Source organism: Desulfocurvus sp. (assembly GCF_023230885.1).
Classification (GTDB): domain Bacteria; phylum Desulfobacterota; class Desulfovibrionia; order Desulfovibrionales; family Desulfovibrionaceae; genus Desulfocurvus.
Genome location: NZ_JALNWM010000067.1, coordinates 1 through 14,700, shown reverse-complemented (window position 1 = coordinate 14,700; position 14,700 = coordinate 1). Strand labels below are relative to the sequence as shown.

Sequence of the window (14,700 nt, the reverse complement as noted above, 5' to 3'; positions counted from 1 at the left end):
CAGATGCGCGCATAAATGGTAAAGGCCGCCGCCCCCGCGGCCGCCGCGCGCCGCCGATGATTTCCGCCATCCCCCCTCCCGCGGCCCCTCCGGCCCCGCGGCCGCCGCGCGCCGGGGGGCGGCCGGGGTTTTTCGGCGTCCCCCCATTGACGGCGGGGGCGATCGGGATCATATCTGCCTTGTCGCCGTCCACGGCGTGGAGACCGCACACATGCACACCAGGCCTTTTTCGCAGACCCTGCCGCGTGGCGGGCGCCTTGTGCGTCCGGTTCGCGCGGCCTTCGTGCCCGGCCCGCAGGGGGCCGCCGTCCTTCCTTCGCGCCCGGCGCCCGCCGGGTCGCGCCGCGCCTAGGCGCCCTCTTTCCGTCCCGCATCCCGTCGCTCCCCCCAGGCAGCAAGGGTATCCGACATGTCCCCCTACGAAATCGACACCGAATCCTTCTCCCCCAGCATGACCCGCAGGCGGTTCCTGCGCCTGGCCGGATGCGCGTGCCTGGCGGGGGTGGGCGCGCAATACGCCGCCGTGGTCGCCCCGAGCCGCATCGTGGTCAATTCCACGGTGGTGCCCGTCGCGGGGCTGCCGCATTCGCTGGAGGGCCTGCGCGTGGGCGTGATGTCCGATTTCCATGTGGGCGATTATGTGTCTGCGGATTTCGTGTCCACGGCGGTGGAGATCATGAATTCCCTGCACCCCGACATGGTGGTGCTGCCCGGCGACTTTTTCCAGGACCGCCCGGAGCAGGCCGAGGCCTGCGCCGACGCCCTGTCGGACCTCATCGCCAACCTGGGCGTGTTCGCCTGCCCGGGCAACCACGACCATCACCTGGACCTGCGCAAGACCTCCGTGCCCCTGGCGCGCGCCGGGGTGGACCTGCTGGTCAACGAGTCGCGCAGCATCGCCTACGGCGCGGCCACCCTGCGCCTTGTGGGGCTGGACTCGGCCACCGAGGGCCTGGCCGACCATTCCCGGGCCCTGCGCAGCGTGCCCGAGGACGAGATGGCGTTTGTCCTGGTGCATGAGCCGGACTACGCCGATTTCCTGGCCCAGACCTCGGGCCACACCCTGCCCTTGCAGATATCCGGGCACAGCCACGGCGGACAGGTGCGTCTGCCGCTTTTGGGCGCGCCCATCCTGCCCTCGCTGGCCCACCACTACCCGCGCGGCCTGCGGCGGGTCGAGGGCACCGAGCGCCAGGTGTTCACCTCCACCGGGGTCGGCGTCAGCGTGCCCGTGCGCCTGAACTGCCCGCCCGAGGTGGCCGTCCTGACCCTGCACCGCACCCCCGCGGCCTGAGCCGGGCCCGCCGGCGGCCTGTCCTTTCCCCTTTCGGGCCCCGTTCGCCGCCGCGCGGCGACCGCTGGCCGGAAAGGGGTTTGACTTGGGCCGCGTCTTGGTATGCACTGGTCAGGCGGTCGGGCGCCCGCCCGGGCCGCGTCAGCGTGCAGGAGAGGGCCATGCTTCTGGGAATCGATGTCGGCGGGACGCACACGGACGCCGTGGTGCTGGACCGGGGCCGGGTGGTGGCCGAGGCCAAGGTGCCCACGGACCACGACAACCTGCTGCTTTCGGTGCGCGCGGCCCTGGCGGCCGTGCTGCGGGGGGTGGACCCCGGGGCCGTGCGCCGGGTGAACCTGTCCACCACCCTGTCCACCAACGCCATCGTCGAGGGCAAGACCGAGGAGGTGGGCGTCCTTGTGGCCGCCGGGCCGGGCATCGACCCCGAGAACCATCGCACGGGCGGCCATTTCCATGTGCTGGGCGGCGCGGTGGACCATCGCGGCACCGAGGTCGCGCCCCTGGACGGCGAGGCCCTGGCCGCCGCCGTGGCCGCCATGCGCGCGGCCGGGGTGCGCGTGTTCGCGGCCGTGGGCAAGTTCTCCACGCGCAACCCGGCCCACGAGCGGGCCATGGCCCGGGCCCTGGACCAGGGCGGCGGGGCCGACCATGTGACCCTGGGCCACAGCCTGTCCGGGGTGCTCAATTTTCCCCGGCGCATGGCCACGGCCTACTTCAACAGCGCCGTCTGGCGGCAGTACAACGATTTCGCCTGGGCCGCCCAGGAGAGCCTGGCCGACTTCGGCCTGAACGCGGAGATCAACGTCCTCAAGGCCGACGGCGGCACCATGCCCCTGGAGCTGTCGCGCGCCCTGCCTGTGCACTCCATCCTGTCCGGCCCGGCGGCCAGCGTCATGGGCATGATCGCCCTGTGCGACATCCGCGACGACTGCGTGATCCTCGACGTGGGCGGCACCACCACGGACATCGCCGTGTTCGCCGACGGCTCCCCGGTCATCGAGGAGCACGGCATGACCGTGGGCTCCTATCCGACCCTGGTCCCCGCGCTCAAGGTGCGCTCCATCGGCGTGGGCGGCGATTCGGCCCTGCGCCTGGGCCCGGCGGGGGTCACCGTGGGCCCCGACCGGCGCGGCCCGGCCCTGGCGACCTGCGGGTGCGGCGCGGGCCGCCCCGGCGCCCCGGCCCTGATCGACGCCCTCAACGTCGCGGGGGCCTGCGCCTTCGGCGACGTGGATGCCTCGCGCCGGGGGCTGGCCGAGCTGGGCGCGGCCCGGGGCCTGTCTGCCGGGGAGCTGGCCCGCCAGGCCGTGGACGCGGCCGTTGGCGCCATCGTCCTTGCCGCGCGCGACCTGGTGGACGAAATCAACTCCAAGCCCGTGTACACCATCCGCGAGCTGCTGGGCGGGCGGCAGGTGCGCCCGGTGCGCCACTACGTCATGGGCGGGCCCGCCGGGCCCCTGGCGCCGCTCCTGGCCCGGGCCTCGGGGCTGGATGTGCGCCTGCCCGACCACCACGCGGTGGCCAACGCCATTGGCGCGGCCCTGACGCGCACGACCCTGGAGGCCGAGCTGTTCGCCGACACGCAAAAGGGCCGCATGCTCATCCCGGCCCTGGGCGTGGACCGCCCGGTGGCGCGCGGCTATTCCCTGGCCGAGGCCGAGGCCGACGCGCGCGGCGCCCTGGCGGAGCACATCCGCTCGCTGGGCGCGGACCTGGAGGGCGCCGAGCCCGAGATCACCGAATCCGGCGCGTTCAACATGGTGGAGGGGGCGCGGACCGTGGGGCGGACCATCCGCGTCAAATGCCAGGTGCGCCCGGGCATCGTGCGCCGCGCGGGCTGACCCGGCGGGCCGCGGCCCGCCCCCGGCTCAGGCCGCGGCTTCCTCGCCGCGCAGCCGGGCCAGGGCGGCGCGGTAGGCCTGGAACACGTCCTCGCGGTTGAGCAGGCCCAGGATGTGCGTGGGGTCGTCGGGCCGCACCACGGGGATCTGGCCGTAGCCCGTGTCCACGAAGCGCAGCAGCGCGGCGTAGAGGTTGTCTGCGGGCAGCAGCGTGGCCGGGGGCCCGGCGATGTCGCGGGCCACCACCAGGTCGAACAGGGCCGTTTCGAAGATGACCCTGCGGATGTCCTTGACCCCGAGGATGCCCGTGATGGCGTCGCCCTCCCCGCGCACCGGGAAGTACAGCTCGTTGGAGTTGGCCATGACATCGGTGATGGCCTTCAGCGTGGTGCATTCCTCCAGGGTGCTCACGCGCCCGGGCACGAAATGGTCCTCCACCCGCAGGGACTCCAGGACGTTGATGGTCATGTCGCCCAGGTGCGCCGGGGACTCGAACTTGTTTTCCACCTGGTGCTCGTAGAGCGAGGTGCTCTTGCCCAGCAGGATGCACAGGGCGCTGGCCAGCATCAGCGGGGCCAGCAGCCCGTAGCCCTGGGTCAGCTCGCAGACCATGATCAGCGGGCCGATGGGCGCGTTGGCCACCCCGGCGAAGAAGGCCGCCATGCCCACCAACACATAGCCCCCGGGCTGGGTGACCACGTCGGGGAAGAAGCGGTGGGCCAGGGCGCCCACCACCCCGCCCGACATGCCGCCCACGAACAGCGCCGGGGCGAACATGCCCCCGGACATGCCCGAGCCGATGGTCACCGAGGTGGCCACGATCTTGCCCAGCAGGATGCCCGCCATGACCCCCACGGCCAGCTCGCCCTTGATGGCCAGCTCCAGCCAGCCGTAGCCGCCCGCCAGCAGCTCGGGGAAGACCATGCCCAAAAGGCCCATGATCGCGCCGCCCAGGCCCATGGCCAGGATGACCCCCGCGCGCGAGGCCAGGGGCGTGAAGATGCGGAACTTCACGAACTCGAAGGTCCGGATGTACAGCCAGCCCGTGAGGGAGCAGAAGAAGGCCAGGGCCACGTAGAAGGGCAGTTCGGCCACGTTGTGGAAGCGGAACTGGGGGATGCCGAAGATGGGGTCCGAGCCGAAGAAGAAGGTGAACAGCGAATAGGCCACCACCGAGGAGACCACCGAGGGCAGTACGGCCTCGGCCTCGAAATCCTCGCGGTAGATGACCTCCACGGCGGTGAGGGCGCCGCCCAGGGGCGCGCGGAAAATGGCCCCCAGGCCCCCGGCGGCCCCGGCCAGCAGCAGGATGCGCCGCTCCTTGGCCGACAGGCGCAGGCTGGTGGCCAGCCACGAGCCCACGGCGGCGCCCATCTGGGAGATGGGCCCCTCGCGGCCCGCGCTGCCGCCCGAGACGATGGTCAGGATGGCCGTGGAGCCCTTGATCAGCGCGGCCAGGGGCCGGATGCGCCCTTCCTTGTTGTGGAAGGAGTCGATCATGGCGTCGGTGCCGTCGGTGCCGCCGCCGATGGTTTCGGGGATGAAGCGGGTCACCAGCCAGCCCGTGCCCAGGCCCACGGCCGTGGTCAGCAGCGGGATGAGCCAGGGGCGCGGCGGCCCGGCGGGCATGTGGAAGATGCTCTCCCCGGCGGGGGCGGGCATGGGCTGCCCGGCCAGGCTGTGCAACAGCAGGTGCTGGCCGTATTCCACGGCGGTGAAGAAGGCAACGGCGCACAGGCCCGACACCAGCCCCACCAGGACGGCCAGGCCCATCCAGCGCATGGAGGCGCTGCGAATTATGGCGTTCAGGTAGTCGCGCAGGCGCATGGTCCGGGCCTCAGGGCTGGGCCTGGGAGCTGGCCAGGATGGTCCGGGCCAGGTCGCAGTCGCGGGTGATCTGGCCCACCAGCTCCCGGGGGCCGTCGAACTTGCGCTCCGAGCGCAGCCGCTGCACGAACTGCACGCGCAGGTCGTCGCCGTAGATGTCGCGGTCGAAGTCCAGGATATGCACCTCCACCGACAGGGCCTGGGAGCCGAAGGTCGGGTTGGTGCCAATGTTGGCCACGGCCGGGCGGGTCACCAGCTTGTGGGTCGCCCAGCAGGCGTAGACCCCGCCCGCCGGGTACAGCTCGTCCACCAGGCGCAGGTTGGCCGTGGGGAACCCGAGCAGCCGCCCCCCGCGCCCCTGGCCGTGCTCCACCGTGCCGCGCACGGTGTAGAAGCGTCCCAGCAGGGGCTGGGCGTCCCACACGCGCCCGGCGCGGACCAGGTCGCGGATGCGCGTGGAGCTGACCACGGCCCCGCCGTACATATAAGGATTGACGCGCTCCACCTGGAACCCGTGTTTCTCGCCCAGGGCGGCCAGCAGCTCGTGGTTGCCCCGGCGGCCCTTGCCGAAGGCGTAGTCGTAGCCGATGACCATGTATTTCATATTCAGCCCGTCCAGCAGATAGCGGCGCACGAAGTCCTCGGGCTCCAGGGCGGCCATCTCGCGGGTGAAGCGCAGCAGCGCGCAGATGTTCACGCCCTGGCGCTCGATGAGCTCCACCTTCTGCTCGGTGAGGGTGATGAACGGCGGGGTGTTGCCCCCGGCCAGCACGCGCAGGGGATGGGGGTCGAAGGTCACGGCCACGGATTCCAGCCCTTGGGCCTCGGCGCGGATGCGCGTGCGGGCCAGAAGCTTCTGGTGGCCTTTGTGGACCCCGTCGAAGTTGCCGATGGTCAGGCATGAGCCGCGCAACGTGTCGCGGATTTCTTCCAGGTCGCGGACGACGATCATCTGTGGTTCCTTGGTGTGTCCGAGTCGGATCAGGCGAGGCGTAGTGCTACCTCAAAAGGGCCCGTGGTTCAAGCCGGGCGGACGCCACCGGAAGGCCAGCTGATAACGCAATGATATAATTGATTTTAAAAAAATCTTAAAAAAGGCTTGCAAGGGCTCGAAGCTTGGGTTTATAAGCGGCCTTCCTGATGCCGAAGTGGTGGAATTGGTAGACACGCTAGGTTCAGGGTCTAGTGGGGGTTTCTCCGTGGGAGTTCGACTCTCCCCTTCGGCACCATCAAGGTGATTAGGGCTCCGGCAGCAACGCCGGGGCCCTTTTCGCGTTTGGGGCCCCTGGCCTGGGGTTCGGTGGCGCAGCGGCCGGGCCCTTGGCGACGCCCGGAGCTTTTCGTGCTTTTGGGCCCTGGCCCGGGAGGCAGCAGGCGGGCCGGGGGCGGCGCGTTTCCGCTTCGTTTCCGCCGCACGGCGCGTTCCGCCCCCATGCTGCGCGGCGCCAGGGGCGATGCAGTCCCGCGGCAAGCCGGGGAGGTGGAGTGATGGTTTCCCCTCGGGATTGGCGACGCCATGCCCTGGCCGCCCCGGCGGCCGCCGCCGGAGGTTCCCCCTGCCCGTGGTGCGGTCCTGGCGGGCGGCGCGGCCGCATCGGGGGCCGGGTGGTGCGTTGCTCCGCTTCTGTTGTGTTGCGGCGTATCGTTGCTTTTGCCCGCATGCAACGGGCTGTGCAGTGGACGCAACTTTTGTCCTGGAACGTTCCCGTCAGCCTTGCGGCGGCGCTCCGGAGAGCCGTGGCGCCGTTGTGCGTTGTGAATGGCGCGGGAAAAAACCTTGTGCCGCAGGATCGGAATGTTTTTCACAGCCTTTGCGCGCCGTTTCGCTGCGCGGGAACTCCCGGTTTGCATGTGCCGTATTTCGAAAATCATCTTTACCTGGGATTGAAAACGCAATAATTTTCCCCATGTCCCCCGGCCAGACGCCTCACGCCGGACGCGGTGCCCGGGACAAAGCCAGGACCGCTCCCGAAGGGCCGCGTTGCGCGGGGGGCGGGCCGCAACGCGGGCGGTGCCCGCAGGGCGTACCACCAACCAGCAAACCGCACGGGTCGTTTATGCAGACAGTATGTGGCGCATGGGCACGGATGGTTGTCGCCGCGGCGTTGGTCGTGCTTGCCGTGGCGCGCCCGGGGTGGGGCGCGGAGATCATCTTCCTTGGCAACGGCGCGGACGGCGGGGCCGACGCGCCCAAGGTCGTGCCCTCGTTCACGGCGGCCCAGCGCCTGCACGACCTGTTCGACTTCGGCGCCTACGGCCAGTACGGCCCCGAGCGCTCGGGCATGATCACCGGGCGTGTGGCCGTGCAGGGCGAGTATTCCTCCGTGCGCGGCAACCAGGCCAAATCGTTCTATCGCGACGACAACAAGGACCACCTGCTGGAACTGGACCTGCGCGTCTTCGAGCGGCTTTTCGCGGACTACCAGTTCCAGGGCGAGGCCAACCTGCGCAAGACCGACAACCAGCGTATGGAAGAGCGCAACGCCGTGGTGCTCAAGCAGTTGAACCTGAGCGTGTTCAACGACGAGAATCTCGTCGAGTTCGGCAACTTCTACTCCGACTTCAGCCAGTTCGTCATGGGCTCCAGCCTGGAGGGCCTGAACGTGGAGCTGGCCCCCGCCGAGCCCCTGCGCACCAAGGCCGTGGTGGCTCGGACCTACGAGTCGGGCCGGGGGCTCTATCAGCGCAACGTCTACGGGGCCAAGGCCGACGTGACGCCCCTGCAGGACCATCCGTCCGTGTCCGTGCTGCGCCTGGGCGCGCAGGCCGTGTCCGTGGAGGACGACTCCGCGTCCCTGGAGAACGACCCCTCGGCCACGGACCAGGACAACATCGTCGCCGGAGTGGACGGCGAGCTGCGCCTGCGCAACGGGGCCTTCGTGGTCTTCGAGGCCGCGCGCAGCGGATACATCGCCGACGAGGACGTTTCCGACCGTCGCCTGTACGGCACGGCCTGGCGGGTCATGCCCGGCTACCGCCACAAGAACATCTGGGACCTGCGCTACCTGGCCTACCGGGTGGACCCCGGCTACCGGACCCTGGTGGGCTCGGCCTCCAGCGACAAGCAGCAGCACATGGTCAGCGCCGACTGGCGCCTGAATCCCGCCAACACGCTGACCGTGTCCCAGAACTGGTACTGGGACGACCTGCCGGGCAGCGACCGGACCTACCGCACCCGCTACGACGAAAAGTACCTGTCCCTGACCTCCCGGCCCTTCGAGGAGTACCGCGAGCTCTCCCTGCGGCCCTACCTGAACCACCAGCGCAAGGACTCCGACGACACGGCCAACAGCGCGGACTCCACCACCGTCACCGTGGGCCTTGCGGCCAACACGCGCATGTGGGAGGCCGCCCTGGGCGCCTTCCTGGAGATGCGCCATTTCACCGCGCGCCCCGCCACCGTGAACGACGAGGATTCCTGGCGCTACGGCGCGAACCTGAGCCGCGACTTCACCGTGTGGGACCGCCGCCTCTACCTGGCCGCCGGATATGTGGGCAACGTGCGCGCCAACCAGGCCGCCGAGGGGCAGGACATGCACCACGGCCTGACCCTCAACGGCCGTTACGAGCTGGCCGAGCCGCTGACCATGAGTTTCGGCTACAACCTGCAGGACGCCGCCAACACGGGCGCGGCCCAGGACTATCAGATCAACACCCGGTTTCTGGAGTTCGCCTACCGGCTGGACAAGCAGCGCAGCACGGTGGTCAGCCTGCGTGGCGAACACAACGACTACGAGTACGACACCGCGGGCCAGGACTATTCCGAGGCCCGCTATGTGCTGCGCTTTGTGAGCAACTTCTGATGTCCGGACGTTTTTTCACCCTGTGCCTGGCCCTGGCCCTGGTGCTCTGGACCGCCCTGCCCGGCTGCGCCGGGCGGGTCGAGCCCGGCGCGCCCGTGTCCCCCGGGGCGCGCGAGGAGGCCCACGAGGCCGTGCGCGCCGTGCTGGACGCCTACTCCCTGGGGACCATGGACGCCTTCGCCGCCCTGGTTGCCCCGGATTTCGCGCCGCTGCGCCCGGCCTTCCTGGACCGGGTGGACCGCGCCCGCAACGCCGAACAGGCCGTGCAGTACGAAACCTTCGTCGACCGGGTGCTGCCGGCGGGCGGGGGCGCCGTGGCCGTGGCGTTCACCTGGACCAGGAAATCCCAGACCCCGGGCGGCCAGGCCCTGGCCCGGGGGCGCACGGAGTTCGTGCTCGCCCCCGCGCAGGGCCGCTGGCTGCTGACCCGCATGAGTGGCGACAACCCGTTCTGACGCGAGAGGAACGCCGCATATGACCAGACCCCGTTGCTCCGGGCGCCGCGCGCGCCTGTTCCCGGCCCTGCTCCTGGCCCTGGCCTGGGGCCTCCTGCTGGCGGGCGGCCCGGCCCGGGCCGCCGAAACGGCGGACAAGATCGCCGGGCTCGGCCTGTCGTTCACCCAGGCCGCCGCCGAAAGCAAGAGCGTCACCGACGCCGCCAAAAGCGTGGTCAAGGACGAGGCTTCGGACTGGCTGCTGACCCAACTGGGCGGCCTGGAGGCCCTCAAGGGGCTCAAGGACTACGGGCCGGTGTACGACAAGGTCACCGAGTTCACCGGGCTCATAGACACCGTGCAGAGCGTGGCCACGCAGCTCGGGGCGGGCAACTACGACCAGGCGGCCATCGAAATGGCCGACGCCGCCGTGGGCAAGCTGAACAACCCGGCGGTCTCGGCCGTGTGGGCGGCGGCCAAGGCGGCCTACGAGTCGCACCTGCTCGTGCAGTCCACGGGCGCCGCGCGCGACATCGAGGCCCTCTACGGCACGGTGGAGCGCGACCGGCGGCTCATCGGCGCGATCACGCCCGACTCCCCGGCCCAGATCAGCATCACCTCCGACACCGTGGACTACTTCTTCAACGACTACATCGTGACCAACGAGGCGGTGCGCGGCCTGGTCAAGAGCTATGTGACCACCCACCTGGGCGAGGAGTGGCCCGAGCAGAGCTGGGCTTCGTATCTCGCCTCCCTGGGCATGACCAGCGCCCAGGACGAGGAAACCCTGGCCCTGACCGGCGAGCTGCGCAACACGGCCCGGGGCTGGATCCGCACGCTGCTGGCCGACGTGAACAAGCAGGCCCGGGTCCGCTACCAGGAGGCCCGCCTGCGCCAGGAGAACGCCAGGTTCGAGGAATTCGTGGCCAAGATGAAGGCCTTTACGGGCAACGACCTGCCCCGGCTTTTGCAACTGTACACCGCCGCGAAGGCGGCCCGAGAGGAGCTGCCCAGATACCGCGCGCTGCTCGAGGGCTCCCGCAGCGAAATGGCCAGGATTTCCGCAGCCCTGGACAAGCCCGCCCTCATCAACCTGCCCGCCTACCAGCAGACCGGGACGCGGATGATCCGGGAGCTGAACCAGGCCGCCGCGCGGGCCTATATGGCCGACGCCTTCGACCTGCACTCCGAGCTGGAGTCCGAGTCCGGGCGCTGGTCGGTGCTGCTGCGCAACCTCCAGGTCGACGCGCCGACCATCCACGCCCAGGAGCTCACCGAATACGAAAAGAAGCTGGCGAAGATGGACGAGCAGGCCCGGGCCCACAACGCCGAGCTGGCGCGCACCTCCACCGCCACGGATGGCGCGGGCAGGCCCTGGGGCAGCCAGTACGACCAGCACCTGGCGGACTACCAGGATGTCAAAGCCTATATCAAGCGCTACCCCATCGAGAGCGCCACGGCCCGGATGGCCGAGGTCGAGGCCCAGGTGCTCGACGCCTACAACGTGGGCGACTCGGGGGGGGCGCAGGCCCTGCAGGAGCAGGCCGTGGCGGAACTCGGCGCCGAGATCAACGCGTTCTACGACGAGGCCCTGGAGGTCGTGCGCAAGGCGCAGCCCGACAACAGCCAGCGCTCCGCCGTCGAGGGCGACATGCGGAAATGGCGGGATAACGACCTGGCCACCGTGAAGGCCCTGTCCGACGAACTGAGCGAGAAGGGCCGGGGGTTCTACGATCTTACGGCCTACTGGAGCGGGCGCGCGGAGCGCTACAACCGTTTCATGGCCTCCATCGCCACCCCGCTGGAAATGGCTCCGGACAAGTTCTGGGAGCGCCCCGCGCCGACCTACGAGCTTGAGATGCACACCGCCGTGGGCACCTTTGGCGACGGCTCCAGCATGGACCTGCAGGAGGTCGTCCACCGACTGCGGATGGCCGCGTCCTCCCTCTCGTCGCAGCTGGTTTCCGACGGCGGGCTGGAGGCCCTGGCCGCGCCCATCGACCAGGCCGACCAGTTCGTCGCCTGGCTCAAGAAGCGGCTGGAGGAGCGCAAGAACGAGCGCGACCAGGTGTTCACCGACGAGGACATGGACTACATCGAGGCCCTGCTCGGCCCGCAGACGGCCACGCGGTTCCGGGAGCGCGAACGGGCCCTGGAGGAGATCCTGGACCGGGCGCGGTCGGTGGCCGCCGCCTGGCGCGTCAACCTCGCGGGCTACGCGCGGCGCGCGCGGACCAACAACTCCAACCTGGAGCAGGACATCGCCTTCCTCGGCGCCAAGCACAAGGAGATGGAAGAATTCCTGCGCACCCTGCGCGGGGGCGACCAGATCCTGCGCATGGATCAGGAGGGCCGCCTGCTGCCCTTCGCCGTGTCGGGCCCCGGGGGTGAGGCCCTGGCCCTGGAACCCTACCCGCACTACATGGACGCCGCGCAGTTGCGCGAGTACGGCCAGGACTGGCTGAAGCGCTTGCAGGCCTACCCGCAATGGGGCTTCGTCTCGCGCTATTTCCCCGGCGCGGTGACCTGGGCCACGGAGCTCTCGAAGATGGCCGAGGCCACCCCGGCGCGGGAGAAGAACATGGTCTACGGCGGGGGCGTCGTCTACCTCACGGACGTGATCAAGGCCCGGGCCCTGGCCCGGGACATCCCCCACACCGACGGCGAGGACTGGGCCAGGGGCCTGGAGGCCGTGGCCGCCGTGCTGCCCGTGGCCGTGAAGAAGGCGCCCCGGGACTGGTTCGCCGTGGACGCCAACTTCAAGCTGGAACCCGAGGCCATGCGCACCAGCGAGGTGGGCCGGGAGTACGCCAAGCTGCTCGAACGCCTGGACGAGGCCGTGACCATGCGCGCGGCGCACCTGCAAATGGAGCGCGACGCCAAGGCCCAGGCCCAGGCCCTGGCCGAGCAGGCCGCCCGGCAGGCCGCCGCCGACAAGGCCGCCCAGGAGGCCGCCGAGGACCTGGCCGCCCAGGCCATGTACTATGTGCTGGACCTGCGGGTGAACTCGCGGCGCGTGGATTCCTTCTCCGGCGGCGTGACCGTGACCCGCGACGAGCTGGAGAACGGGCGCATCCGCGTGGAGGCCACCCTGTCCGAGGTCGATGGCGTCGAGGGCATGCTGCTGTCCACCGACGGCGCCCGCACCTGGGACGCCATGCCCGTGTCGCGCGACATCCGCTTCGAGTTCCTGCCCGCAGCGGGCCAGCGCTACGACTTCTATGTGACCCTCAAGCGCGGCGGCACCCGCGAGGACGTGACCCTGCGGCTGCTGCCCGGCGGCCCGGTGGTCTACGAGAACGTGGACTACAACCAGCTGGTCCTGGCGGCCATCAGGGCCCTGGCCGAGGCCTACGAGGCCCAGGACGCGGCGGCCTTCGCCCGGGTCATCTCGCGCGACTACCTGGGCAACCGCGTGTTCCTGGAAGAGGGCGTGCGCTTCGACTTCGACATGTTCAGCGCCATCGAGCTGCGCATCTATGTGAACCGCATCACCGTGGCCAAGGGCTACGCCACGGTGGAAACCAAGTGGGACAAGAAGCAGATCCCGCGCACCACCGGCCAGCAGCAGGCCACCAGCGGCCGCACGACCATGACCTTCGTGCCCGAGGACGGGGTCATGAAGCTGCGCAACCTGCGCGGCAACCTGCTCTACGCCACCCTCTCGCCGGAAATCGCCGAGGCCAGCGGCCTGCCCATGACCGTGGTGGACGAGATCCGCACCGCCCGCGACGAGCGGACCCCGACCCAGCCCGGCGCGGGCGATGTGCTGGACAGCGGCGGCGTGGCCTCGGCCTCGGCCATCACCGTGCGCACGGCCACCATCGAGAAGAATACCGCCCCGCCCACCAGGGGCCTGGACTTCGAGACCGGGGCCCAGAGCCTGCCCGCCTCGGGCACGGCCGACCTGGGCTTCGAGGGCAACTCCCTGTGGAGCGAGAACGCGGCGACCTTCCAGACGGTGGGGGGCAGCTTCGAGGGGCTTGTCGAGGCCCCCGAGGGCGGCTACGGCGCCCTGACGGGCGACCCGGTGACCACGGGGCAGGTCTATGCCTTCAGGACCACCGAGGGCAACTACGGCAAGTTCGTCATCGACAGCTCCACCGACCTGGGCGGCGGGCTGTTCCGCAACGTCCTGCGCTACGCCGTGCAGACCAACGGCACGCGCAACGTGCGCACCCAGTAGCCCGGCCCGCCGGCGGGCGGGGCCCCGGCCCCGCCCGTCAGGCGAGCAGTCCGGCGATCTCCTCCACCGAGGGCACCCGTCCGACGGCCTTGAGCCAGCCGTCCACCATCAGCGCCGGGGTCAGCAGCACGCCGCATCCGGCGATCCGCGCCATGTCCGTGATCCGTTCCACGCGGCAGGGCACCCCCGTCCGGGCCACGGCCAGTTCGACATTGGCGGCCAGCCGCGCGCAGCGGGGGCACCCCGGCCCCAGAATCCCGATCTCCCTCATTACGGCCTCCTAGGGGCAGAGTGTGCCGTAAACCATGCCGCTGGCCGTGGCCATGACCACCACCAGGGAAACGAAGACCACCGTCTTTTGCGTGCCCATGACGCTGCGGATGACCAGCATGTTGGGCAGGCTGAGGGCCGGGCCCGCCAGGAGCAGGGCCAGGGCCGGGCCGTTGCCCATGCCGTTGGCCATGAGCCCCTGGAGGATGGGCACCTCGGTCAGGGTGGCGAAGTACATGAAGGCCCCGGCGAAGGAGGCGAAGAAGTTGGCCGCCAGGGAGTTGCCGCCCACGGCCCGGGCCACCCACTGCGAGGGCATCAGCCCCTCCCCGCCGGGGCTCCCCAGCAGCAGCCCGGCCACCAGCACGCCCAAGAGCAGCAGCGGCAGGATCTGCCTGGCAAAACCCCAGCTCGACCCGAACCACCGGCCCAGCTCGTCCTGGCGGGTGCTGGTCAGGATGGTCAACCCGGCCACCCCGGCCACGAAGGCTGCGGACGGCTCATGGGGCAGGGCCAGCCCCAGGGCGGCGCAGACCCCGGCCACGGCCAGAACCTTCCACAAGGCCAGCCCGAACCAGGCCACCAGGCAGGCCCCCAGGCCCGCCGCGCAGAGCGCCGTGAGGGGCCATTTGGCGGCGTGAACGGCGTGCCACAGGCCCTGGGGCTGGTCGGGGGCGCCCCAGTTGGCGAAGACCAGCACGCCGAGCATGGCTGCGAAGTACACGGCGGTCTGCCACAGGGGGCGCTGCGCCCCGGGGGCGGGCGCGGCGGCCATGAGCAGGGCCTTCTGCTTTTCCTCGTTGCGGTAGATGACGTGCATGGCCAAGCCGATGACCACGCTGAAGGCGATGGCGCCCACGGCGCGGGCGGCGCCCATCTGCGGGCCCAGCACGCGCGCGGTGAGCACGATGGCCAGGACGTTGATGGCCGGGCCGGAGTAGAGGAAGGCCGTGGCCGGGCCCAGGCCCGCGCCCATGCGGTAGATGCCCGCGAACAGCGGCAGGATGGTGCAGGAGCACACGGCCAGGACGGTGCCCGAGGT

General features: G+C 70.4%; 9 protein-coding genes and 1 tRNA gene. 6 read left to right on the top strand and 4 right to left on the bottom strand.

Features of this window, described 5'->3' with window-relative positions:
- The first annotated feature begins 409 nt into the window (after positions 1–409).
- Both M0P34_RS06625 and M0P34_RS06620 read left to right on the top strand, forming a co-directional pair.
- Entirely contained in the window at positions 410–1,294 is an 885-nt protein-coding gene (locus M0P34_RS06625) for a metallophosphoesterase (protein WP_291497664.1), read from the top strand.
- 161 nt (positions 1,295–1,455) lie between these two features.
- The gene (locus M0P34_RS06620; protein WP_291497662.1) at positions 1,456–3,138 is read left to right on the top strand and encodes a hydantoinase/oxoprolinase family protein; all 1,683 of its coding nucleotides are present in this window, start codon (positions 1,456–1,458) and stop codon (positions 3,136–3,138) included.
- A 27-nt stretch (positions 3,139–3,165) separates the two neighbouring features.
- Here M0P34_RS06620 and M0P34_RS06615 read toward each other — a convergent pair whose 3' ends face one another.
- Together M0P34_RS06615 and M0P34_RS06610 are read right to left on the bottom strand one after the other, a co-directional pair.
- Complete coding sequence (locus M0P34_RS06615) at positions 3,166–4,965, bottom strand: chloride channel protein (protein ID WP_291497660.1); 1,800 nt, start codon at positions 4,963–4,965, stop codon at positions 3,166–3,168.
- Between the two features lie 10 nt (positions 4,966–4,975).
- Positions 4,976–5,917, bottom strand: a complete 942-nt coding sequence (locus M0P34_RS06610; RefSeq protein ID WP_291497658.1) for a bifunctional riboflavin kinase/FAD synthetase — start codon at positions 5,915–5,917, stop codon at positions 4,976–4,978.
- 190 nt (positions 5,918–6,107) lie between these two features.
- Between M0P34_RS06610 and M0P34_RS06605 the strand changes: the two genes are divergently transcribed.
- The 4 genes from M0P34_RS06605 to M0P34_RS06590 all read left to right on the top strand — a co-directional run bounded on the left by M0P34_RS06605 (position 6,108) and on the right by M0P34_RS06590 (position 13,388).
- Positions 6,108–6,194: transfer RNA gene (locus M0P34_RS06605), tRNA-Leu, on the top strand.
- A gap of 858 nt (positions 6,195–7,052) precedes the next feature.
- Positions 7,053–8,768, top strand: coding sequence for a hypothetical protein (locus tag M0P34_RS06600; protein ID WP_291497656.1), 1,716 nt, complete (start codon positions 7,053–7,055; stop codon positions 8,766–8,768).
- The gene (locus tag M0P34_RS06595; protein ID WP_291497653.1) at positions 8,768–9,223 is read left to right on the top strand and encodes a hypothetical protein; all 456 of its coding nucleotides are present in this window, start codon (positions 8,768–8,770) and stop codon (positions 9,221–9,223) included. Before M0P34_RS06600 ends, M0P34_RS06595 begins: the two co-directional genes overlap by 1 nt.
- A 19-nt stretch (positions 9,224–9,242) precedes the next feature.
- Positions 9,243–13,388 carry a hypothetical protein gene (locus tag M0P34_RS06590; protein ID WP_291497652.1) on the top strand — a complete coding sequence of 1,382 codons (4,146 nt, stop codon included), beginning with the start codon at positions 9,243–9,245 and terminating at the stop codon, positions 13,386–13,388.
- 37 nt (positions 13,389–13,425) lie between these two features.
- Here M0P34_RS06590 and M0P34_RS06585 read toward each other — a convergent pair whose 3' ends face one another.
- Both M0P34_RS06585 and M0P34_RS06580 read right to left on the bottom strand, forming a co-directional pair.
- Positions 13,426–13,659 carry a thioredoxin family protein gene (locus M0P34_RS06585; protein ID WP_291497650.1) on the bottom strand — a complete coding sequence of 78 codons (234 nt, stop codon included), beginning with the start codon at positions 13,657–13,659 and terminating at the stop codon, positions 13,426–13,428.
- 9 nt (positions 13,660–13,668) lie between these two features.
- On the bottom strand, positions 13,669–14,700 hold a 1,032-nt coding region (locus M0P34_RS06580; RefSeq protein WP_291497648.1), incomplete at its 5' end, for a permease.

Bases quoted from the DNA above. Each gene is read 5' to 3' on its own strand.
- M0P34_RS06585 (WP_291497650.1), bottom strand. From the start codon at position 13,659: ATGAGGGAGATCGGGATTCTGGGGCCGGGGTGCCCCCGCTGCGCGCGG.
- M0P34_RS06600 (WP_291497656.1), top strand. From the start codon at position 7,053: ATGGTTGTCGCCGCGGCGTTGGTCGTGCTTGCCGTGGCGCGCCCGGGG.
- M0P34_RS06610 (WP_291497658.1), bottom strand. From the start codon at position 5,917: ATGATCGTCGTCCGCGACCTGGAAGAAATCCGCGACACGTTGCGCGGC.
- M0P34_RS06620 (WP_291497662.1), top strand. From the start codon at position 1,456: ATGCTTCTGGGAATCGATGTCGGCGGGACGCACACGGACGCCGTGGTG.
- M0P34_RS06590 (WP_291497652.1), top strand. From the start codon at position 9,243: ATGACCAGACCCCGTTGCTCCGGGCGCCGCGCGCGCCTGTTCCCGGCC.
- M0P34_RS06595 (WP_291497653.1), top strand. From the start codon at position 8,768: ATGTCCGGACGTTTTTTCACCCTGTGCCTGGCCCTGGCCCTGGTGCTC.
- M0P34_RS06615 (WP_291497660.1), bottom strand. From the start codon at position 4,965: ATGCGCCTGCGCGACTACCTGAACGCCATAATTCGCAGCGCCTCCATG.
- M0P34_RS06625 (WP_291497664.1), top strand. From the start codon at position 410: ATGTCCCCCTACGAAATCGACACCGAATCCTTCTCCCCCAGCATGACC.